We start from the raw sequence: 22,570 nt of genomic DNA, 5'->3' as shown, positions 1-22,570 counted from the left end.
GGTTTTTCGCGAGCAAGCTCGCTCCTACAGGAGTTAGCGCTCGCCTTTTTAATTGCCTGACTACGGACTGAACCATGGACCTGACCCCACGGGAAAAAGACAAGCTGCTGATCTTCACCGCAGGCCTGGTCGCCGAACGGCGACTGGCGCGCGGTGTGAAGCTCAACTACCCGGAAACCATCGCCTATATCTCCGCCGCCCTGATGGAAGGCGCCCGCGACGGCCGCACCGTGGCCGACCTGATGCACTACGGCACCACCCTGCTCAGCCGCGAACAGGTGATGGAAGGCATCCCGGAAATGATCCCGGATATCCAGGTGGAGGCCACCTTCCCGGACGGCACCAAGCTGGTCACCGTTCATCAACCCATTGCGTAAGGTGCAGCGATGATTCGTGATGCAACCGAACACGACCTGCCGGCGATCCGCGCCATCTACAACGACGCGGTGCTCAACACCACGGCGATCTGGAACGAGCAACCGGTGGACCTGGCCAACCGCCAGGCCTGGTTCAGCGCACGCCAGGCGCAGCAGTACCCGATCCTGGTGGCGGTGGAAAACGATGAAGTCACCGGCTACGCCTCGTTCGGCGACTGGCGTCCCTTCGAGGGCTTTCGCTACAGCGTCGAACACTCGGTGTACGTGCGCAATGACCAGCGCGGCAATGGCCTCGGCCCGCAGCTGATGCTGGCCCTGATCGAGCGCGCCCGCATCTGCGGCAAGCACGTCATGGTCGCGGCCATTGAAAGCGGCAATCAGGCCTCGATCCGCCTGCATGAACGCCTGGGTTTCATCACCACCGGGCAGATGCCCCAAGTGGGTATCAAGTTCGGCCGCTGGCTGGACCTGACCTTTATGCAACTGACGCTGAATCCGGGCGCCAAACCGCCCAAGGAGTGAGATCGATGAGCGCTGCACACCTGCGTCGCGTCAATGCGGAAAGTTTTGCCCATTACCGCCTGGGCTTGATCGAGCTGTTGCTGGACGCAGTGCAGCATGGCGCATCGGTGGGCTTTATGGCCGACTTCGATGAGACCCAGGCCCGCGAGTACCTGAACGGCGTGCAAGCCGGTATCGAAGACGCCAGCCTGCTGCTGTGGGTAGTGGTGCGCGAAGAACAAGTGGTCGCCAGCGTGCAATTGGCGCTGTGCCAGAAAGCCAACGGCCTGAACCGCGCCGAGGTGCAAAAGTTGCTGGTGCACAGCAGTGCCCGCCGCCATGGCCTGGGCCAGCAATTGATGAACACCCTGGAACTCGCCGCCCGCCAGCACAAGCGCGGCCTGCTGTACCTGGACACCGAGGCCGGCTCCGGTGCCGAGGCCTTCTACCGGTCCCTGCACTACACCAAAGTCGGCGAACTGCCCGACTACTGCCAAAGCCCGGACGGGCGCTACAGCCCGACCGCCATCTACTTCAAGACCCTGGGGCAACCTGCATGATTCCTGGTGAATATCAGATCCAGCCTGGCGAGATCGAACTGAATGTCGGGCGCCGCACCGTCACCTTGAGCGTGGCCAACAGCGGCGACCGGCCGATCCAGGTGGGTTCGCATTACCATTTTTTCGAGACCAATGACGCGCTGGCGTTTGACCGCGCTGCAAGCCGCGGCATGCGCCTGAATATTCCGGCGGGTACGGCGGTGCGGTTCGAGCCGGGGCAGAGTCGCGAGGTCGAGCTGGTGGATTTAAGCGGCGGGCGACGGGTATTCGGGTTTGCCGGGCGGATCATGGGCGACCTTTAGGGCCTCATCGGGGGCAAGCCCCCTCCCACATTTGGAGCTGTGAATACCTTCAAAGGTGGGAGGGGGCTTGCCCCCGATAGCGGTTTCACATTCAACACATATTCTTCAGGGCACACACATGAAAATCACCCGCCAAGCCTACGCCGACATGTACGGCCCCACCGTCGGTGACAAGGTGCGTCTGGCCGACACCGAGCTGTTCGTCGAAGTGGAACGGGACTTCACCGTCTACGGCGAAGAGGTCAAATTCGGCGGCGGCAAGGTCATCCGCGACGGCCAGGGCCAGAGCCAGTTGCTCGCCCATGAGGTGGTGGACACCCTGATTACCAACGCGCTGATTATCGACCACTGGGGCATCGTCAAGGCTGATGTCGGCCTCAAGAACGGGCGTATCCATGCGATCGGCAAAGCCGGCAACCCGGATATCCAGCCCGGCGTGACCATGGCCATCGGCGCCAGCACCGAAGTGATCGCGGGCGAAGGCATGATCCTCACCGCCGGCGGCATCGACTCCCATGTGCATTTCATCTGCCCGCAGCAGATCGAAGAGGCGCTCACCAGCGGCGTCACCACCATGATCGGCGGCGGTACCGGGCCGGCCACCGGCACCAATGCCACCACCTGTACCTCGGGCCCGTGGCACCTGGCGCGCATGCTGCAAGCCAGCGATTCGTTCCCGATGAACATCGGTTTTACCGGCAAGGGCAACGCCAGTCTGCCTGAGCCGCTGATCGAACAGGTCAAGGCCGGGGCCATTGGTTTGAAGCTGCATGAAGACTGGGGCACCACGCCCGCGAGTATCGACAACTGCCTGAGCGTGGCCGATGAATACGACGTGCAGGTGGCGATCCACAGCGACACACTGAACGAGTCCGGCTTCGTTGAAACCACATTGGCCGCACTCAAGGGCCGCACCATTCACACCTACCACACCGAAGGCGCCGGTGGCGGCCATGCGCCGGACATCATCAAGGCCTGCGGCTTTGCGAACGTACTGCCCAGCTCCACCAATCCGACCCGGCCGTTCACGCGCAATACCATCGACGAACACCTGGACATGCTGATGGTCTGCCATCACCTCGATCCAAGCATCGCCGAGGACGTGGCCTTCGCCGAAAGCCGTATCCGCCGCGAGACCATCGCCGCCGAAGACATCCTGCATGATCTGGGCGCGTTCTCGATGATCAGTTCCGACAGCCAGGCCATGGGCCGTGTCGGTGAGGTCATCACGCGCACCTGGCAGACCGCCGACAAGATGAAAAAACAGCGCGGCGCCCTGCCCGGCGACGGCCCCGGCAACGACAACTTCCGCGCCAAGCGCTACATCGCCAAATACACCATCAACCCGGCGATCACCCACGGTATCAGCCATATCGTCGGGTCCATCGAAGTGGGCAAATGGGCGGACCTGGTGCTCTGGCGCCCGGCGTTCTTCGGCATCAAGCCGACCCTGATCCTCAAGGGTGGCGCGATTGCCTCAAGCCTGATGGGCGACGCCAACGCCTCGATCCCTACGCCGCAACCGGTACACTACCGGCCCATGTTCGCCAGCTTCGGCAGCTCGCTGCACGCCACCAGCCTGACCTTTATCAGCCAGGCGGCACAGGACGCCGGAGTGCCCGAGGCCCTGGGACTGAAGAAGCAGATCGCCGTGGTCAAGGGCTGTCGCAACGTGCAGAAAACCGACCTGATCCACAACGACTACTTGCCCCACATCGACGTTGACCCACAGACCTACCAGGTCAAGGCCGACGGCGTGTTGCTGTGGTGCGAGCCCGCCGAGGTATTGCCCATGGCGCAGCGTTACTTCCTGTTTTAACGGCTTTTTGATCCACAGCAGGCCGGTGCCCGCCAGGTGGCGGGCGCAGGCAGGACCTCCTGGCCGCTACAGGTCAGTCGCTTCCTCCTCGGACGATTCACCGTCCAAGGGATGCTCCGCCAATTCCTGGCGACTCAAGGTCTCGATCAACGCCGCTTCCTTGACCGCCAGCCTGGCCTGCTCATCGTCGGCCTTTTGCTTGTACATGCCTTCGGTGAGGTCGCCCGCGTTGAAGCGGTCGGTCAGCGTGACCAACGCCTCCTGATGCGGCTGGCTCTGTGCTTCGAACTGCGGCCGATATTTATGGGCCAGATAGTCCTGCCAGAAATCCTCGGACACCAGCGACTGAAATTCCTGCGCCGAGTTATTCAGCGCCACGACTTTTTCATAGGCCGCATCGAGCATTGGCGCAGTGACCCCCACCATGCCGGTGAACCTGACATGGTCGGGTTGCCCGGGCAATTGCAGACGGTCCTTGAGGCCATGACGATAAGCCAGGCGGATTTCCACTTCCTCATTCAGTCGGCTTCTGTGGGGTTGTTTTTCGGCCAGGGACACCGCCGGGTCGTTAACGATGGCTTCACTGCGCTGGATATCCGCCGAAGCGATTTTATCGATCTCATGCAGACGGAACAGGCCTCTGGACAACTGCGACAAGGCGCGCCCCGGCGCCTCACCGAGCGCCTGTGCGCGAGCCCGGTAGACCAGCACTCGCACTTCCAGGTTGCTGAAAGTAAACGCCGCACGGTCACAACACCTCGGCTCCCCCGCGCGGTCAAACAGTTCCTGGCGCAACTGCGCCGATTGCGGGGTGTTTTCGCTGATCGCGTCCAGCATTTCCCAGACCCGACGCTGCTGCTCCCCCCGGTCAGCTCCAGCCAGATCGAGGCGCTCGAGTACACTGTTGAACAAACCATCGGCACCCGGCTGGTCGCGCAATGCAAACCACTGGGTTCGTCTGGCGGCGATTTGCTCCGCGGACAGGTTGGAGGTCCAGCGCAGGAACGGCGTTTCTTGCGCGGCCGTGATCACCCGGCCACCGCGAACCTGCCTGGCGGAATCCACCAACAGATTGATTTCCCCCGCCCCGGATGGCCCTGCCTGCCGCAGCCGGGCAGCATAATCCAGCACCCGCTGCTGGGTCTCTGCGGATAACGGGTTGTTGTTCACGCGGGTCACGCGGTTGATCCGGGTCATCTGCTCCAACTGCTCCGCCGGGGGGGCAATCACGGCGGCGGGAATGCTTGTGATCTGGTTGTCTTGCAGGTCGATGGTGTCCAGGGCCGGTTGTTCCGCCAAGCCGACCGGCCAGGTATCGATCTGGGTTCTGGCCAGGCTGAGGGTACGCAGATCGGTGATACGGCTGAAGTCCGGGCTGATACTCAGTGGGTTGTCATGCATCAGCAGCGCGCGCAGGGTCGTGCGTTCAGACAGGATACGCGCCGTTTGCGCAGTCAGACGGATCTGGTTTTTTTGCAGCATCAAGCGCGTCAGGCCGTGCATGTCCCCCAGTGCCGGGGGCAACTCGCGCAGTTGGTTGTTCGACATGTCCAGCCAGCGCAGGTGGCGATAGCGCGCGAGGAACCCCTCGGGTGAAGCGCTCAAGTGCATGTTGTTCAATTTGAGTGAGCCGACATGGCTGAAGTCCACGTCCAGATCCGGCAGGCTGGGCAGGTTCAAGCCGCTCAAATCCAGCTCCAGGCCGATAGGCGTGCCGTCATTGGCCAACTTCGGCGCGCTCTCGCGTCGCCAGCATTCGAGGATACGTTGCTGCGCGGTGTACCTGTCGGTCATCGCGGCCGTGTTGGCCTGCCGTTCGCCCATCCGCACGTAGCGCTGACGCTCACCGCCCCCGGAAAAGACCCAGGCACTCAACTGGTTTTGCAGCACGTTGAACTCCTGCTCCAGCCTGGTCAGCTCCGCACCCGCGTCCGCGCCTGACCGCCAGAGGAACTCCCTGGCTTGCTGGCTGCTTTTACCTGGGTACACCCGCCGATATTTTTCGACATCGGGATTACCACTGTCGAATGCATCGGATAGGGCGCCCTTGATGAGGTCTGGGCGGGTCTCGCTCAAGCGCTGCCAATAGCTGTCGAGCTCGCGCCAATACTCGGCGGGGAATGCGTTATCGCGCAGCAAGGTCACCCCATTGATCCTGGCGATCTTGTCGAGTCGGTCGGGTGCCGGCCTGAGATGTTGCTCCGGTACCTCACGCAGTTGGTTTTGGCTCAGATCGACCCGTTCCAGGCCTTCCTGACTGCTGAGGCCGGCTGGCCACTGATCAATGCCGGTGTTGCGCAGGTTGAGTTTTTTCAACCCCCGCATGCCGCTGAAGTCCGGCACGCTGCCCAAGGGGTTATTGGCCAGCGAGAGGTCCTCAAGCTGGACCATCGCACTCAGTTTTGCGGCACTTTGACGGGTCAGCTGGAGCCGGTTGCCGCTGATCCGCCCACGGTTTACGCGGTTGAATCGAGAAGATTTTCCGCTCAGGTCCAACGAGGTGAGGTGACGCATGTCACCCACCGCCTCCGGCAACTCGGTCAGCCCGCAATCGTCGATCCTCAAGCCGCGCAACTGGCCGAAGCCAGCCAGGAACCTGTGGGCCGTGTCAGACCAGGCGAATCGGTGCAGCTCCAGCGTCTGGACATGGCTGAAATCCGCGTCCACCGCTGGCAGCTCCAGCGTGCCGGTGCCGAACAGGTGCAGCGATGCCTCGCTCTCCCGGCGCCAGCACCGCCTGATAGTGTTCGCGATGCTGACGGCAGGGTCCTGCGCACGCGCCACTTCGCTGCTCGTGGGCTGCTCGTTGACCTTGACCCACTCTTTGAGCGTCTCATCCAGGCGCTTGTATTGCGCTTTGAGCTGGTCCAGTTTGCCCCCGGCGTCATCGCCCAAACCCTGGATAAATCGCGCCACTTCTGCGTCATCGAACGAGGGGTAAAGCGCCTTCACGCGGTCCTGCATACGGCTGCTGGAAGAGCGCAGCGCCCCACTCACCCGCTGGAGGATGCCGCGACCACCCCCGAGCAGGCGCATGGCCGGATCGTAAGCCGGCTTGCGCACCGGGTGCTCCAGCAGCACCGTACGCAATGGCTCCCGCGGCAGTGGAGTGTGTTGAATCGCCGCCTTCAATTGCTGCGCATCGGTGAACCCCAGGCCCTGGCGCTCGGGACCAGACAAAGCATCCCAGGCGCCAGCGTAGAAATCCCGTGGAGCCGGTGCCTGGAACAGGCCGTTGTCCATCTGCACCAGCACCCTGGTGTGGGGCCAGTCCGGCGAGCCGATGGCGTCGAGCAGCGGACCGGCAGCCGAATACCGACGCAGCTCCACCCGCGTCCCCCGTGGCCATCCCGGCAAGGTTTCAAGGGTGCGCAGGGCCAGGCGCTGGCTGTCGATGTCCGCCAGTGTGTCCAGGTGCAGCCCTTCATAGGCTTTGGCCACACGGGTTTCCTGCTCGCACCACTGCGCCAGTTCGGCGCTTTCCGGCGGCAGCCGCCCCGTGTCGCGCAGTGCCTCCAGTGCCGGCGTATCGAGGTGCTTGAGCAACTGCGCCGCCACCGGTTCGGGCAAGTGTGGGTAGCTGTCACGGATGAGCCGCACATCGGGATCATCACCGGCGCTCAGGGCGTTGTAACGCTCCTCGAGCAGCGCGCCCTTGAAGGTCTCGACCACACCGGCAATGTCCTGGCGCAACAGACCGGCCCGGGTCTGCAGTGAATCCTCGCCAGTGCCGGGAATGCCTTTGAGCGCGGGGTCAACGCCTTGCAGGGTGTTCAGCACCTCTTCAAGCAACTCGCCACGGGCGATGTGCTGCTCACTGAGCACCACCACGCGCTTGGCCGGCGATGGCCGTGCATCGTCTTCCCACAACAGCGTGCCGTGGCGGTCGAGCACCCGCAGGGGCGGTTCCTGGGGCAGCAGGCCGCGCCGTCGCAGAATGTGCATTTGCAAGGCGATGTCGGCCTTGGCGTAGACCGCCGGGTCGCTGCTGCGCAATTGCTCGATGAACGTCGTGAGTTGCTGGTGCAGCTTGAAACGCTCGATGCTCTGGTTGAGCAACACGGGCACCGGCTGATGCTCGACGAAGGTCTCGCGCAACGCGTCTACGCTGATACCGCTGGCGTCCCGGGCGTGCTCCAGGCGCTCGGCACTGAGGGGTTCACGCGTGAGGCCCAGGCGCCGCATCAGGGTGGGGGCGTCCCAGGTCAGCGGCTCTTCGACTTCATGGCTCCAGGCACCGGCATGGTTATGCTCCAGCAGGGGCGTATAGGCCTCGGGGCGGCTCGGGTGCTGGATGCGGTAGTCGCCGGTGCGGGCATCCTGTTTGACCCGGTAATAGTCGCCTTCATGGGGCAGGATCGTCTCACCCTTGTGCTGGTAAAGCCCGAGGCGATCCGGCTTGACATCGGCGCCCAGGTCCACAGGGATTTTGTACGCCCCCATGTCCGGGTTCCATAGTTGCGACTGACCATCGGGCTGAGTGATGGGCCTGAGGTTATCGACCATGCTCGACACTTTCACTTGCGGCAGGACCTTGGAACCGGTGCCGATAAACGCCGCATTGAGCGCCACACTGGAAAAATGCGCCCACATCGATTTAACGTCGCCCTGCTCGTAGGCTTCAATGCCCTCGAAGGCTTCGCTGGCCATTTGCGCGGCCCCCACCGCCAGCATGATCGGCCCCAAGCCCGGCACCACGAACGCCGCCAGGTTGTACACGCTGATGACCGCATCCAGATAGCTCGACAAGCGCTCAAGCCGCGCCTTGCGGTCTTCATCGCCGGTGGGCACCGCCACCGCCCGCCCATCGGCCAGGATCTTGCGCACCTGGGCCTGGCGCAGTTGTTCCCAGAGATTGCCGCTGATCTCCATCTGCGCCAGCGGCAACCGCGCCGCCCTCGGCTTGATCGGGTAATCGGCGGCCGCGCCGTTGGAGGGTTTGTAGAGGGCATCGAACTGCTTGAAAAACACCCCTTGCGCACGCTGTGGCACAAAACTGCTGAAAAACCGCCGATAGGACGCACTGTGCAAGCGCGTGCGCAGATCGACCATAAAGTCGGCGCTGGAGCCGTATTCCTTGACGGGCTGCTGGGGGTCGTTGGGGATATACACCACCAGACGCTCGACCCGCTCGCTGTCCAGGCGGTTCGGGCCAATCAGCACAGGGCCCACCAGCGTACAGCCGAACACCTGCAACGCCGCAAACGCCACCGGCTTGCCGTCGAGCGTGGCGCTGGCGGGATCGGCCACCACCTGCTGGAGCATGCGATAAGCCGTGTCGCTGATGCCCCACCCCGTGCGGCCATTGGTGAGGCTGCCGATGTATTGGCGCCGGGCGATTTCGCTGCCCAGGGCCAATGACTGACGGTGATATTCCTCTAATTGCTTCTCCAGCGCGTCACGCTCGGCACCGTCCTCGGGCTGCACAATCGCCTTGAGGTGCTGCTGATACTGCTCACCCAGATCAAGGGTGCGGCAGAGCCTGGCAAACGCATGGGGCGCAAGGCTGACCGCCTGGGCGTTTACGGCGTGGAAGGTGGACAACACCTCGCCGTCATAGCCACTCCACGTGGTAATGAGCTGGCAGTCGTTGCACGGCAGCGGTTGTTCCTCGTCGGCCTCGAAATTGGCCAGGGCCGCCTCGAGCAGGGAAACACCCCGGTACTCGTAGCTCAGGGACCCATCGTTCTGCTGGTCGAAGACCAGAAAGCCATAAAAGTCATCGCGGCCTTTAAGCGCGTACTTGCGCACGAAGTACACCTGGCGCACATCCAGATCCAGGTTGAATTGCTGCTTGATCGCATCTTTGAGCGGCTGCTCGGCGAAATCCAGTACGTCCTTGATCGTGCCCAGGGTGTTCTCGACCCGGTTCAAGGCGTCGCGGTAACGAATATGGCTGGCCGCCAGCTCGCTTCTGGACTGCGCCGTGGCACTCAAGTACCAGCTGGGCAGCTCCATTTCGTGGTCAGCGAGTTCTTGCTGGCGCTGCGCAGCCGATTGGTTGAACCAGGCGGGCACGCGGCCTTTGAGGAAGTCGTAGTGAACGCCGCGCAGGTCGACGTTGAAGGTCCCTTCGGCACTGGAAGGGGGAGGCAGAGAATCCGGCATGGCGGGTCGTCCTTGGTTGAGAGCAAAGCCCCCAGCCTATCGAACGACACGTGTTGAAAAGCCTACATAGTTAACCGGTTCAGAAGTGCTCGCGTGGGTTGAATGCGGCTTTTTCCGCCAACGCCTGCCACAGCGCCTTGACCTCTTCATCGCTGGTTTTAGGCATCACCGCCTTGAGCTGCACGAACAGATAGCCGCGCTGCCCGGCCTTGTTCAACAGACCGTGGCCCTTGGCGCGCATGCGCTGGCCATTCTGGCTACCGGCGGGCACCTTGAGGTTGATCCTGCCGGTCAGGGTCGGCACCGCCACTTCAGCGCCCAGGGCCAATTCCCACGGCGCCAGCGGCAAGTTGATGATCAGGTTTTCGCCATCCACCTCGAACCGGGCATGGGCGGCGAACTTGATAATCAGGTACAGATCGCCATTGGCCCCACCGCCAATGCCCGGCGCCCCCTGCCCCTTGAGGCGGATACGCTCGCCGTCGGCCACGCCGGCGGGGATCTTCACGTTCAGGCTCTTGACCGTGTTGCTGACGTGCCGACCGGACGCATCGTATTGCGGCACCTGGAAGCTGATCTGCTTGGATTCGGTGGACAGGGTTTCCTCAAGGGAGATCGACAGCTGCATCTCCACATCCTGGCCCTTGCGCCCGGCAGGCCGACGCTGGCCGCCGCCAAACGCGTCGCCTCGCGAGCCGAAGATCGAGCTGAAGAAATCCGAGAAATCTTCAGTGCCGGCGCCACCGCCAAAGCCGCCACGGCTCTGCCAACCGGGCGGGCCCTGGAACGGCTGGCCATGCTGGCCATATTTGCGCAGTTCGTCGTACTCGGCGCGCTTGTCGGCGCTCTTGAGCGCTTCATAGGCTTCGGACGCGTCCTTGAACTTGGCTTCGGCGTCCTTCTCCTTGCTCACGTCCGGGTGGTACTTGCGGGCGAGCTTGCGATAGGCGGCCTTGATTTCCTTGTCATCGGCGCTTGGCTCGACCCCCAGAATCTTGTAGTAATCTTTGAAATCCATCGACGGTTCACCATCCTTAAATCGAGATCGCACAGCCTGGCCAAAAGGTGCGCTGGTTTGCACGTGTTGAGTCTTGCGGCCTTGGGTGCGTCGCAGTGTCATTCGGCACATGCCGTATGCACCAGATGTGGGGGCAAATGTCGCGCTTTCAAGCAGTATTTAACAGATGGTCGGCCTACGCATCCGGCGTCGACTGGCATACACTGCGCGGCCGTTTTACAACCGGAACCCGATAGACATGAAAAACGAATCTCCAGCCCGTGCCTGCGGCATCGACTTTGGCACGTCCAACTCCACCGTCGGCTGGATACGCCCCGGCGAGGAGACGCTCATCGCGCTGGAGGACGACAAAATCACCCTGCCGTCGGTGGTCTTCTTCAACTTTGAAGAGCGTCGTCCGGTGTACGGTCGCTTGGCGTTGCACGAATACCTGGAGAACTACGAAGGCCGCCTGATGCGCTCGCTCAAGAGCCTGCTGGGTTCTAAGCTGATCAAGCACGACACCAGCGTGCTCGGCACCGCAATGCCGTTCACCGACCTGCTGGCACTGTTTATCGGCCAGCTCAAGAGCCGCGCCGAAGCCAACGCCGGTCGTGAGTTCGAAGAAGTGGTGCTGGGCCGTCCGGTGTTCTTCGTCGATGACGACCCGATGGCCGACCAGGAGGCGGAAAACACCCTGGTCGACGTGGCGCGCGCGATCGGTTTCAAGGACATCTCGTTCCAGTACGAACCGATTGCGGCGGCGTTCGACTACGAGTCGACCATCGAGAAAGAAGAGCTGGTGCTGATTGTCGACATCGGCGGCGGTACCTCCGACTTCTCCCTGGTACGCCTGTCGCCGGATCGTCGCCACAACGACAACCGCCAGAGCGACATCCTGGCCACCGGCGGCGTGCACATCGGCGGCACCGACTTCGACAAACAGCTCTCGCTGGCCGGCATGATGCCGCTGTTCGGCTATGGCAGCCGCATGAAGAGCGGCGCCTACATGCCCACCAGCCACCACATGAACCTGGCCACCTGGCACACCATCAACTCGGTGTACTCGCAAAAATCCCAGCTGGCCCTGGGCAGCATGCGCTATGACATCGAAGACACCGGCGGCATCGACCGCCTGTTCAAATTGATCGAACAGCGCGCCGGGCACTGGCTGGCCATGGAAGTGGAAGAGACCAAGATCCAGCTGACCCAGGACGACAGCCGCCATGTGCCACTGGACCGTATCGAAGCGGGCCTGAGCGTGGACCTGAGCCGCGCGCTGTTCGAGTCATCCATCGACAACCTGCTCGAACGCGTGCGCGGCAGCGTCACGCAGTTGCTCAATGACGCCTCGGTGAGCGTGGCCCAGGTGGACACGGTGTTCTTTACCGGTGGCTCCAGCGGCATCCCGGCGCTGCGCCACAGCATTGCGGCGATGCTGCCGAATGCGCGGCACGTGGAAGGTAATATCTTTGGCAGTATTGGGAGTGGTTTGGCGATTGAGGCGAGTAAGCGCTACGGCAGCTGATTTCCAGCTCAAAACCGCGGCGCGCCTATCGGGGGCAAGCCCCCTCCCACAGTTTGATGTGTGAACACCTTCAAATGTGGGAGGGGGCTTGCCCCCGATAGCGTCAGCCCAGGCAACACAAGCCTTAAACCATCCCGCCGAGCTTCAACTCACTCTTGAGATACGCATAGTAAATCGGCCCCGCCACCACCCCCGGCAGGCCGAACGCTGCCTCAAACACCAGCATCGCCAATAGCAATTCCCACGACTTGGCACTGATCTGCCCGCCGACAATCCGCGCGTTGAGAAAGTACTCGACCTTGTGGATCACGATCAGGTACCCCAGCGCCGCCACCGCCACCCAGATCGACAACGACAACGCGACTATGGTGATCAGTGTGTTGGACATCAGGTTGCCGATCACCGGCAGCAGGCCGAGCAGGAAGGTCAGTACGATCAGGGTTTTGGTCAGCGGCAGGTGGATGCCGCACAGCGGCAGGACCACGGCGAGGAACACGGCGGTGAAGGCGGTATTGAGCGCGGCGATCTTGATCTGGGCGAAGACGATATTGCGAAACGCCTGGACCAGCAGGTGCAGGCGGTCGAACAACGCCGCAGCCAGGGGTTTGCGCTTGGTCAGGTCAGGCACGCGTTGCAGGGCGATGATCGCGCCCAGCACCATGCCGATCAGCAAAGTGACGAACATGTGCGCGGCGTCCTTGCCCACCAGTTGCAGTTCGCTCAGGTGCTTGCTCAGCCATTGGCCGATGGCCACGCGAAACTCGGCGGCGCTGGCGGGCAGGTAGGCGTCCAAAAACGGCGGCAACTGGCCGCGCGCGCGGTCTACCACACCCATGAATTTGTCGAGCGAAGCGCCGGGGTTTTCCGCTTCATGGAGCAGAAAGCTGATGGCGCCGGCGAAGATCAGCGCGAGTACGCTGACGATCAAGGTGCCGAGCAGGGCCACCGCCAGCCAGCGCGCACGCCGCCCTTCGATCAGCCGTTGCAGTTGGGGGGTGAGCATGTTGACCAATTCATAGACCAACAGGCCGGCCAGCAGGCTGGGCAGCAATTTGAGCGGCAGCACCAGCAGCAGTCCGCCGAAAATGATGATGTAGCTGGCCAGCAACAACACATGACGCTGAGAAAACGTTGGCATACAGCCTCAAAACGAACGGCGTTAAAGGATGTTGTAGGAGCGAGCTTGCTCGCGAAAAACGAAAGGGCACCGCGTTTAGTCAGGGTGCCCGTTTGATCGTTCACGTTTTTCGCGAGCAAGCTCGCGCCTACAAAGGGACTGCGTGCGAGTGTCGCAGCCTTCTATGGCCTGGGGCTATTACTTCTTCAGGCAGGTGCTCATGAATGTTTTACGCGCATCGCCGGTCAACGCTTGGGTTTTCGCCGACGCATTGCAGTCTTTCATCTTTTGCTGCTGCGGGGTCAGGGTCTTGGCATCATTGGCCGCCGGGGCCGACAGGCAGGTCTTCATGAAAGCCTTGCGCTCATCGCCCTTGAGGGTCTTGGTGGTGGCCTCGGCGTTACAGGTGGTCATTTTGTTTTGCTGGGCGGTGGCGGCAAAACCCTGGGAACACAGCAGCAGGCCCATCATCAACAGCGGAATACGCAGCATCTTCATGGAGTTTTCTCCCTGTTACCGTACCGAAGGGCACGGCCTACAACGCAGTGTAGTCAAAACCTGTTACAACTTCACCGGCGGCGAATAGTCGTCCGACGGTATCGCTTCCACCTCTTCAACACATTGGGTTTGCTTTCGATGCAATACGCGTATCCCCTGCTGGCCATCCTTATCTGGGCCGGCAACACCGTGGTCAACAAACTGGCGGTGGGTTCGATTTTCCCGGCTGAAATCGGCTTTTATCGCTGGCTGTTCGCGGCGCTGCTGTTCACTCCGTTCATGTTCAAGCCGGTGATTGCCAACTGGCCGCTGATCCGCCCGAACCTGGGCAAGATTTTCATGCTCGGCGTGCTGGGCATGGCCGTGTATCAAAGCCTGGCCTATTACGCAGCCACGCTGACCAGTGCCACCAACATGGGCATCATCCTCTCGCTGATGCCGCTGATGGCCCTGACCGCCGCCATTATCAGCCTCGGCCAGCGCCTGACCTTCGGCGCGCTGACCGGCGCGGTGCTGTCGTTCGCGGGGGTTGTGGTGGTGGTGTCATCCGGCAGCCTGGGCGCGTTGCTGCAACACGGGATCAACCTCGGTGACGCCATGATGCTGGTCGCCACCCTGGCCTACGCGGTCTACAGCACCTTGCTGAAAAAATGGCAACTGCGCCTGCCGCCGTTGGTGCTGTTGTATCTGCAAGTGCTGGTGGCGGTGGTGGTGCTGTTACCGCTGTTCCTGTTCTCCGCCAAGGCGGGCCTGGGCTGGGCGAATATCCCGCTGGTGCTGTATGCGTGCCTGCTGGCTTCGATGCTGGCGCCGCTGGCGTGGATGCACTCGGTCAAAACCCTGGGGCCAAGCCGTACCACGTTGTTTTTCAACCTGCTTCCACTGATTACTGCTTTGATCGCGGCGGCGGTGCTGAAGGAGGCGCTGGCGCTTTATCACCTGGTGGGAGGGTTGCTGACTTTGGGTGGGGTGGTCCTGTCGGAGCGCTGGACCACGCCGGTCAGACCTCGTCGTGACACATCCTGTTAAATCCGATAAAACTTTTCGCCTCTCTCGCGACTCACAACTGGGAGCGATCACGCCGGCAGAGCGTGGCGTAAAACCGGATTAGCCCCAGGAGATTGAGATGACTGAAGCACACTTGACTGACGTTGCGACCCTGCGCAGCCGCGCCCGCCAGAACGTCGAAAACGGTGCCGTGACCGAAGGCTATGACGCCGACCGCGAAGAAATTATCCGCCTGCTCAACGCATCGCTGGCCACCGAACTGGTCTGCGTATTGCGCTACAAGCGTCACTACTTCATGGCCAGCGGCCTGAAAGCCAGCGTCGCCGCCGATGAATTCCTGGAGCACGCCACCCAGGAAGCCGAACACGCCGATAAACTTGCCGAGCGCATCGTGCAGCTGGGCGGCGAGCCGGAATTCAACCCCGACCTGCTGTCGAAGAACTCCCACGCGCAATACGTGGCGGGCAACTCGCTGAAAGAAATGGTCTACGAAGACCTGGTGGCCGAGCGGATCGCGGTAGACAGCTACCGTGAAATCATTCAGTACATCGGTGATAAAGACCCGACCACCCGTCGCATCTTCGAAGACATCCTGGCCCAGGAGGAAGAACACGCCGACGACATGGCGGATATTCTAGAAGGCCTGTAATCAGCCGCACAGCACTACCCATGTGGGAGGGGGCTTGCTCCCGATAGCAGTGGTTCAGCCAACGATGTTCCGGCTGATAAACCGCTATCGGGGGCAAGCCCCCTCCCACATTTGGTTTCGGGTGCAGTCAGTTATTTCACAGTCTTGGGCGCCTTGCCTTCTCTCATCTGTTGCAGCAACGGTGCGCACGCATTCGGCTCGCCGCCGCTTGGGGCGACCAGGGCGAGCAATCCGGCCGCGGGGCCGGCGATCACACCCAGGGCGACCATGCCCGCGCCACGCAGTGCCAGGGGGATAGCTTTGACGCCGGCATTGGGCTTGATGAACGGCCCGTTCACATACAACGGTGAGCGCAGGGAAAACAGGCGGAAGCCCTTGGACTCCGGCGTGATGGTCAGGTCCAACTGCTCGGTCGCCATATTCGCCGTGCCATCGACGTAGATGATCGCGTTCTCGGTATCGAACACAAACAAGCGGGTCGTCGCCAGGCCAGTCTTGATGCCGAAGTCCGCCGCAGCGCAGTTGATCTTCACTTCCTTGTCGCCAAACAGGCGTCCCACCACGTAGTTGCCGACGTTGAGGCCAGCGATTTCCATCAGGCTACGGCTGATCGCACCGTCGTTGATCAGCATCTTCAGGTCACCGTTGGAGGTGCCCAGCAGCGCTGCCACGGAGTTGCCGCGCCCGGCAATATCGGCGTCGCCGTTGAGTTCGCCGAAGCTGGTTTTCATCGGCTCAAAGCTTGGGAACAACTGCTTGAGCTTGAAGTTACGCGCCGTGAGTTTCGCCCGGCCTTCCATTGGCGTGGTGCGGCCGTTCAAGCGGATCTGCGCATCGAGCTTGCCGCCGGCCACGCCGAAGCGCAGGGGTTCAAGGCTCAGCTCACCATCGTTGAGCACCAGGTGCGTATAGAGGTCGGTGAACGGCAGCTCGGCGCTGTGCACGATGCGTTTGCCGGTGAATTCCACGTCGGCATCCATGTCGCGCCAGCGCTCGGTGCGGAACTCTTCAACCGGCAACACCTTGGTTGCCGGTTGCTTGCTTTCACCGCCACGGGCTTTCTGCTTGGCGTTGGAGTCGGCGCCGATCAAGGGCGCCAGGTCGTCCATCAGCAGTTGATTGGACACCAGCGCGCCGCTGAGCTTGGGCCGTGGCTGGCTGGCCACGTAGGCCAGGTCGCCGTGGATATCGCTGTTGCCGATCTTGCCGTTGAAGTTTTCATAGCGGAACGACGCACCGCTGGCTTCATGCAGCTTGGCGATCAGATGACCGTCGGTTGAATAGGCCGGCGAATCGGGCAACGTCACGCCGGTCAGCGGGTAGAGGTTGCCCAGGCTGGCACCGGCGAGCTTCAGGCGCAGGTCCAGGGCACCGAGGTTCAGCGGGTCGGTCAGGGTGCCGGCCAGGGCGATGCTGGTGTCGCCGATCTTGACCTGGGCCTGCAGCGGGAACGGCTTGGCCGCGTCCTGCAGGGCGAGCAGGCCGCCGATCTTGCCGGTGCCGGCGAGCGCCTGGCCGTGATACTGGCCTTTGACCTTGAGGCCGAACGCGTAGTCCTGGGGGGACGAGCCTTTTTCCAGGGCTTTTTTGGCATCCGCATCGCCGACGATTGCACCGAAGGGGATCGGCTTGCCCAGCGGGTCGATGATCACATCGAGCCGGGTCTTGAGGGTCTGGTCGTCGAGGGTGACGTGGCCTTTGTCGAAGCCGATGGCGCCGATATCCACCACCCAGCTGGAAGGCTCGGCGTCGGGGTCCTTGGGGTCGAACTTGAAGGTCCAGTTGGCGCGGCCGTCCGCCAGGCGCTGCAGGTCGGCGCTCGGCTCGGTGAGGTCGATACGCGGGATCACCACGCGTTGTGCCAGCAATGCCAAGGGTGAAATACGCAATTCGACTTTCTTGAGCGTGACCATCTGCGGTTGCTTGGACCAATCGGGATTGCCCAGGCTCAGGTCTTCGGCAATCACGTGGGGCCAGGGCACCCAGGCCCGCCAGCCGCCCTCGTCGGGCTCACGCTGCCACACCACCGCCAGGTTGCCGTTGATGGCGAACGGGCGGTGCAACTCTTCGGAGACCTTGGCATTAAGGGGCGGTTTGATGCGGTTCCAGTCAAAAAACACCAGGACCAATACCGCGATGGCAATTAACAGAACGAAGCTGGCGCAGCACCAGGCGACGATTTTTCGAGTGCGCGTCATTGCACAAAACTCCTGATTACGACTGGCTGGGCAACAGCCTTTGAAACAGCTTATAGGACTACGACTGGCAAAGTGCCTGGGGGTTTAACGCAACGGCCGATTTAGCCGAAAAAAGCGATTTTCCTGATCGATCAGACCGTTTCCGCTCATCAACCACGCACCATTGTTACCCAGGTGCGTGTCGAAAATACCCACTCCGGTGCAAAACCGCGTGCTTGAGAGGCGCGAGCTAGAGCCTCCCGTGAGAACAATCAATTCTGTTGATTATTACCATTGTGTTTATGAACTTTTATATCGACTTATCAAGAGTAGCATTAGCCCTGTACCCACTTTATCGCCCTCCCGAGGAGCAACCATCATGAAACGCCAAGTACTTGCTACCGTCCTGTTATCCGTCCTGGCTTCCAGTGCCTTTGCCCTGCCAGCCGCCGAACAGGCCACCCCACAGAACCAGTCCCAGGCCGTGCAGTCGAGCCAGACCCTGGCCCGCAGCGGTTCGCAGGAAGATGAAAACCGTGACTACGCCAAAGGCGCTGTCGCTGAAAACGGTTCGGAGCAGGCCAACAAACGTGCCTACACCGAAGGCCTGACTGAAGGTGGCAACGACCGCCTGCAGGAAAAAGGTCTGGTAGAAGGCGGCGCTGAACAAGCCAATGACCGTGCCTATACCCAAGGTATCGCTGAAGGTGGTGCCGACCGTCTGCAAGAACTGCATCAAGCACAGAGCTGAGCCCGTGGTGGCCCAGAAAAAAGCCCGATCTGCCGATCGGGCTTTTGCTTTTCTATAGACCGCGTCACGTCTGCCCCCGTCAAGTTCGACGCCGGCAAAGCGCTTTTGCTAGAGTGCGTCGTTGTACTCGCCGACAAAGCCCATCCGCTCATGCTGCCCCGCGCCGAACAGAAGCAACAGACTCGCCTCGCCTTGATGGACGCTGCCCGCCATCTGATGGAGTGTGGCCGTGGGTTTGGCAGCCTGAGCCTGCGCGAAGTGGCCAAGACAGCGGGCATCGTGCCCACCGGCTTCTATCGTCATTTTGCCGACATGGACCAGCTTGGGCTCGCGTTGGTCAGTGAAGTCGGCCAGACATTCCGCGCCACGATTCGCCTGGTGCGCCACAACGAATTCGTCATGGGCGGGATCATCGATGCGTCCGTGCGGATCTTTCTCGATGTGGTCTCGGCCAACCGTTCCCAATTCCTGTTCCTGGCCCGCGAACAATACGGCGGTTGCCTGGCCGTGCGCCAAGCCATCGGCGCGCTGCGCGAAGACATCACCCGCGACCTGGCAGCCGACCTTACGCTGATGCCCAAGCTGCAGCACCTGGACGCCGACGGCTTGCACGTGATGGCCGACCTGATCGTCAAAAGTGTATTCGCCACCCTGCCCGACATCATCGACCCTCCCGCCCAGGCCCTGCCTGCCCACCTCACGCCCCAGGCGAAGATCACCCAGCAATTGCGCTTTATCTTTATCGGCCTCAAGCATTGGCAAGGCCTGGGCAGCACTGAGTAATACGATCAGCCGGCCTTGTGAAAGCGCTTGGCGGTGGTGTAGTTCCTGTTCCAGTAGCTATTGCTCAACGAATCGATACGCACGTTCTTGCCGGTACGCGGTGAATGGATAAATTTGCCATCGCCGATATACAGCCCGACGTGACTGACCCGCCCCTGCCCATTGCCTTTGAAAAAGACCGCGTCGCCCGGCTTCAACGCCGTGCGCTTGATGGTCGCGGCCGTTGAGCGGTGCATCGCAGCCGTGGTGCGCGGCAGCTGGATATTGGCTTGGGTCTTGAACAGATAGACCAGGAAACTGCTGCAATCGAACCCTTGCTCGGTGGACGTACCGCCCCACTTGTAGGGTGTACCGAGCAGTTGATGGGCGCGGTCGATCACGTTTTCGACCGAAGACGGTGCATGGGCGGAAACAAACGTCGGCGGCTGTTGAAGAGTGGCCGAGGCTGAGGAAATAAGACAAGACAGACCGACAATGACGGAACAGATAAGTGACTTGAACATGATGAACATCGCGACGGATTAAACACGGCGCGAATCTTAAAGAACCACCACGTAAGCTCACGAAGGCCGATTCTCTGGCTCTTGTAGGATTATTCCTTAAAGCCCGATGAAGAACTGTATGAAAGACATTTCATGCAATTCATCGGCTTACTCCACGCAAAATGCCCCTTCCCGGTGCCGAGCGCCGCTCAAGCGCACCAAATTGCAACACGCTCACCCTTTGCCAATGCCCTGCCGTGTAGCGCTCGCACCCTGCTGACAGGGATTTCCTACGCGCCTGCAGGGTTGGCAAGGCCCTTGCTCTACCACCTTTATAGCCCCTTTATCGTTAATAGCTGGAAACCCTCCGATGCTGGTGATCCACCGCCGAATCGCCCCCCAGGCCCTCTGGGCCGCCGAGCTGCTGCTGAACTTCGAAGCCCGCAGCAAAAGCCGCCTGCGCTGTTTCAGTGCCGACGGTGAAGACGTCGGCTTGTTTTTGGAGCGTGGGCAGCCGCCGCTGCACGATGGCGAATTCCTGCAAGCCGAGGACGGACGCGTCGTACGTGTCTGCGCGCGCCCTGAACAACTGCTGCATGTCACCTGCCGCAACGCCTTTGAACTGACCCGCGCGGCCTATCACCTGGGCAATCGCCATGTCGCCCTGCAGGTCGGCGATGGCTGGCTGCGCCTGCTCGATGACTATGTGCTCAAGGCCATGCTGGAACAGCTGGGCGCCGATGCGCACCCCATCGAGGCGCCTTTCCAACCCGAGCACGGCGCCTATGGCGGTGGTCATCATCACTCGCGCCATGGTGACGAAGACTTCAATTACGCGCCCAAACTGCATCAGTTCGGCGTGCGTCCATGAACCCGGCCTGGGCGCTGTTGCGCCTGGCCAGTCCGCAATTGCCGATTGGCGGCTACAGCTACTCCCAGGGCCTGGAAATGGCGGTGGAGAACGGCCGCGTCAACGATGCGGCCAGCGCGCGACGCTGGATCAGCGACCAATTGCTGCTCAACCTCGCGCGTTTTGAAGCGCCGTTGCTGCTCGCCCACTGCCGCGCCGCCGCGGAGCAGGCCTGGCCGCGCCTGGCGCAGTTGTGTGAAGAACACCGCGCCAGCCGTGAAACCCGCGAGCTGTATCAGGAGAGCCGGCAGATGGGTTACTCGCTGCAACAACTGCTCAGTGGCTTGCCCGAGTTGGACGCCGACGCCCGTGATTTCCTTGACCAACAGCCTGAACCCCATCTGGCCCTTGGCTGGGCCCTGGCCGCACGGGCCTGGGCCATCCGCCCCGACGACGCCCTCGCCGCCTGGCTCTGGAGCTGGCTGGAAAACCAGTTGGCGGTGCTGATGAAAACCCTGCCCCTGGGCCAGCAAGCCGCGCAGCGCCTGACCAGCGAACTGCTGCCGCTGTTGCAGCAGGCCCAGCACCAGGCTGGCCGCGTAGAACCCGATCACCTTGGCAGCGCCGCGTTTGGCCTGTCTTTGGCGTGCATGGCCCACGAGCGCCAGTACAGCCGCCTGTTCCGTTCCTGAGGCTTTTTTGGAGAACCCACCATGAACACACAACCCCTGCGCGTCGGCATCGGCGGCCCGGTCGGCTCCGGCAAGACCGCCCTGACCCTGGCCCTGTGCCTGGCGCTGCGCGACCGCTACAACCTGGCGGTGGTTACCAACGACATCTACACCCGCGAAGACGCTGATTTTTTGGTGCGCAACCAGGCCCTGGCGCCGGAACGCATCATCGGCGTGGAAACCGGCGGCTGCCCGCACACGGCGATCCGCGAAGATGCCTCGATCAACCTGGAGGCGGTGGACCAGCTCAACCGCCGGTTTCCAGGCCTGGACTTGATTCTGGTGGAGTCCGGCGGCGACAACCTGTCGGCGACGTTCAGCCCCGAACTGTCGGACCTCACCATCTACGTGATCGATGTGTCCGCCGGCGACAAGCTGCCGCGCAAGGGCGGGCCCGGTATTTGCAAATCCGACCTGCTGGTGATCAACAAGATCGACCTCGCGCCGCTGGTGGGTGCCTCGCTGGAATTGATGAACAGCGACACCCAACGCATGCGCAATGGCAAACCTTTTGTGTTCAGCAATCAGAAAACCGGCGTCGGCCTGGATGAAATCGTCGCCTTTATCGAACTTCAAGGCCTGCTGACCGCTGCCTGATTCCCCTACGGAGCCTGTTTATGAACCTCAAGAAACTGTTCGCCACCGCCGCGCTGCTGCTGGCCCCCGCCCTCGCCTTCGCTCACCCGGGCCACGGCGACAATGGCCTGGTCGCCGGTATCAGCCACCCATTGGGCGGGCTCGACCACCTGCTGGCCATGGTTGCGGTCGGCCTGTGGGCGGCGCAGCAAAAAGGCAACGCACGCTGGGCGCTGCCGTGTGCCTTCGTCGGCACCATGTTGATCGGTGGCATGCTCGGTTTTGAAGGCCTGCAACTGCCGGCGCTGGAAAGCGGGATCGCCGCATCGGTGCTGGCGCTGGGCCTGGCGGTAGCGCTGGCAGTGCGGCCACCGCTGTGGGTGGCGGTGGGGGCAACGGCGTTGTTTGCGTTGTTCCATGGCGTGGCCCATGGCCTGGAGCTGCCGGACATGTCCAGCCCCTGGGCGTACGCGGCAGGGTTTGTCGGCGCGACGGCTGCGTTGCATGCGGCGGGTTACGCGGTGGTGCGTTTCCTGCCTGCGGCGGCGGCACCGTTGGTGCGGGTGGCGGGGGCGGCTTCGGCGGCGACCGGGGTTTGGTTGTTGGCGGGCTGATCTTCAGCGCTGCTGAAGGCCTCATCGGGGCATCTACACAACTCTGTAGCGCTCAACCGTAACCACGATGCGAAGCGAGTCGCTCTTGATCTGCTTTTGATCTTGATCTCAGGCGCCCCGTTAAACCACGCTGGCCGAACGC

At 62.0% G+C, this 22,570-nt stretch carries 20 protein-coding genes; 14 read left to right on the top strand and 6 right to left on the bottom strand.

Going from position 1 to position 22,570, the window contains the following annotated elements; genetic code table 11:
• The first annotated feature begins 74 nt into the window (after positions 1-74).
• The 5 genes from ureA (at position 75) to ureC (ending at position 3,559) form a co-directional block, all read left to right on the top strand.
• Entirely contained in the window at positions 75-377 is a 303-nt protein-coding gene (gene ureA, locus J1G34_RS12600) for an urease subunit gamma (protein WP_003171437.1), read from the top strand.
• A 9-nt stretch (positions 378-386) separates the two neighbouring features.
• Positions 387-899: a GNAT family N-acetyltransferase gene (locus tag J1G34_RS12595; RefSeq protein ID WP_222994132.1), complete on the top strand. Its 513-nt coding sequence runs from the start codon at positions 387-389 to the stop codon at positions 897-899.
• A 5-nt stretch (positions 900-904) separates the two neighbouring features.
• Positions 905-1,438, top strand: a complete 534-nt coding sequence (locus tag J1G34_RS12590; protein ID WP_065883393.1) for a GNAT family N-acetyltransferase — start codon at positions 905-907, stop codon at positions 1,436-1,438.
• Positions 1,435-1,740: an urease subunit beta gene (locus J1G34_RS12585; RefSeq protein ID WP_065883391.1), complete on the top strand. Its 306-nt coding sequence runs from the start codon at positions 1,435-1,437 to the stop codon at positions 1,738-1,740. Before J1G34_RS12590 ends, J1G34_RS12585 begins: the two co-directional genes overlap by 4 nt.
• Positions 1,741-1,858: 118 nt before the next feature.
• Positions 1,859-3,559 (top strand): urease subunit alpha, encoded by a 1,701-nt coding sequence (ureC, locus tag J1G34_RS12580; protein WP_065896747.1) that lies wholly within the window; start codon positions 1,859-1,861, stop codon positions 3,557-3,559.
• 66 nt (positions 3,560-3,625) lie between these two features.
• On the opposite strand, the gene J1G34_RS12575 is transcribed toward ureC, so the two are convergent.
• Positions 3,626-9,667, bottom strand: a complete 6,042-nt coding sequence (locus tag J1G34_RS12575) for an NEL-type E3 ubiquitin ligase domain-containing protein (RefSeq protein ID WP_222994131.1) — start codon at positions 9,665-9,667, stop codon at positions 3,626-3,628.
• 79 nt (positions 9,668-9,746) lie between these two features.
• Positions 9,747-10,685 (bottom strand): DnaJ C-terminal domain-containing protein, encoded by a 939-nt coding sequence (locus J1G34_RS12570; protein WP_065894546.1) that lies wholly within the window; start codon positions 10,683-10,685, stop codon positions 9,747-9,749.
• 238 nt (positions 10,686-10,923) lie between these two features.
• Between J1G34_RS12570 and J1G34_RS12565 the strand changes: the two genes are divergently transcribed.
• Positions 10,924-12,192: an Hsp70 family protein gene (locus tag J1G34_RS12565; protein ID WP_065883383.1), complete on the top strand. Its 1,269-nt coding sequence runs from the start codon at positions 10,924-10,926 to the stop codon at positions 12,190-12,192.
• A 124-nt stretch (positions 12,193-12,316) separates the two neighbouring features.
• On the opposite strand, the gene J1G34_RS12560 is transcribed toward J1G34_RS12565, so the two are convergent.
• Together J1G34_RS12560 and J1G34_RS12555 are read right to left on the bottom strand one after the other, a co-directional pair.
• Positions 12,317-13,330, bottom strand: a complete 1,014-nt coding sequence (locus tag J1G34_RS12560) for an AI-2E family transporter (RefSeq protein WP_065883382.1) — start codon at positions 13,328-13,330, stop codon at positions 12,317-12,319.
• 177 nt (positions 13,331-13,507) lie between these two features.
• On the bottom strand, positions 13,508-13,807 hold the full coding sequence (locus J1G34_RS12555; RefSeq protein ID WP_065883380.1) for a PsiF family protein: 300 nt from the start codon (positions 13,805-13,807) through the stop codon (positions 13,508-13,510).
• A 138-nt stretch (positions 13,808-13,945) separates the two neighbouring features.
• Here J1G34_RS12555 and J1G34_RS12550 point away from each other — a divergent pair, with 138 nt between their 5' ends.
• Positions 13,946-14,836: a DMT family transporter gene (locus J1G34_RS12550; RefSeq protein WP_130138400.1), complete on the top strand. Its 891-nt coding sequence runs from the start codon at positions 13,946-13,948 to the stop codon at positions 14,834-14,836.
• Between the two features lie 97 nt (positions 14,837-14,933).
• On the top strand, positions 14,934-15,464 hold the full coding sequence (locus tag J1G34_RS12545; protein WP_065883376.1) for a ferritin-like domain-containing protein: 531 nt from the start codon (positions 14,934-14,936) through the stop codon (positions 15,462-15,464).
• Positions 15,465-15,595: 131 nt separating this feature from the next.
• Here the strand turns inward: J1G34_RS12545 and J1G34_RS12540 are convergent, their stop codons facing one another.
• Positions 15,596-17,662, bottom strand: coding sequence for an AsmA family protein (locus J1G34_RS12540; protein WP_122561030.1), 2,067 nt, complete (start codon positions 17,660-17,662; stop codon positions 15,596-15,598).
• Positions 17,663-18,020: 358 nt separating this feature from the next.
• On the opposite strand from J1G34_RS12540, the gene J1G34_RS12535 reads away from it, so the two are divergent.
• Positions 18,021-18,392, top strand: coding sequence for a hypothetical protein (locus J1G34_RS12535; RefSeq protein ID WP_065883373.1), 372 nt, complete (start codon positions 18,021-18,023; stop codon positions 18,390-18,392).
• Between the two features lie 150 nt (positions 18,393-18,542).
• On the top strand, positions 18,543-19,175 hold the full coding sequence (locus J1G34_RS12530; RefSeq protein ID WP_065883368.1) for a TetR family transcriptional regulator: 633 nt from the start codon (positions 18,543-18,545) through the stop codon (positions 19,173-19,175).
• 5 nt (positions 19,176-19,180) lie between these two features.
• Here J1G34_RS12530 and J1G34_RS12525 read toward each other — a convergent pair whose 3' ends face one another.
• On the bottom strand, positions 19,181-19,678 hold the full coding sequence (locus tag J1G34_RS12525) for a C40 family peptidase (RefSeq protein WP_122464169.1): 498 nt from the start codon (positions 19,676-19,678) through the stop codon (positions 19,181-19,183).
• Positions 19,679-20,027: 349 nt separating this feature from the next.
• Here J1G34_RS12525 and ureE point away from each other — a divergent pair, with 349 nt between their 5' ends.
• From ureE to J1G34_RS12505, 4 genes are read left to right on the top strand one after another with little or no spacing between them, the layout of a single operon-like run.
• A complete protein-coding gene (gene ureE / locus J1G34_RS12520; protein WP_065896742.1) occupies positions 20,028-20,528 on the top strand; it encodes an urease accessory protein UreE in 501 nt (166 codons plus the stop codon).
• On the top strand, positions 20,525-21,199 hold the full coding sequence (locus J1G34_RS12515) for an urease accessory protein UreF (protein WP_122464167.1): 675 nt from the start codon (positions 20,525-20,527) through the stop codon (positions 21,197-21,199). The genes ureE and J1G34_RS12515 overlap by 4 nt, the downstream gene beginning before the upstream one ends.
• A 21-nt stretch (positions 21,200-21,220) precedes the next feature.
• On the top strand, positions 21,221-21,835 hold the full coding sequence (gene ureG / locus J1G34_RS12510) for an urease accessory protein UreG (RefSeq protein ID WP_222994130.1): 615 nt from the start codon (positions 21,221-21,223) through the stop codon (positions 21,833-21,835).
• Positions 21,836-21,855: 20 nt separating this feature from the next.
• Positions 21,856-22,428, top strand: a complete 573-nt coding sequence (locus J1G34_RS12505) for a HupE/UreJ family protein (protein ID WP_065883363.1) — start codon at positions 21,856-21,858, stop codon at positions 22,426-22,428.
• The last annotated feature ends 142 nt before the right edge of the window (positions 22,429-22,570 follow it).

Origin of the sequence: Pseudomonas sp. Wu6, assembly GCF_019891515.1 — a bacterium.
Classification (GTDB): Bacteria; Pseudomonadota; Gammaproteobacteria; order Pseudomonadales; family Pseudomonadaceae; genus Aquipseudomonas; species Aquipseudomonas orientalis_A.
The sequence above is the reverse complement of the archived record's forward strand: the minus strand, read 5'-3'. Positions and strand labels throughout refer to the sequence as shown.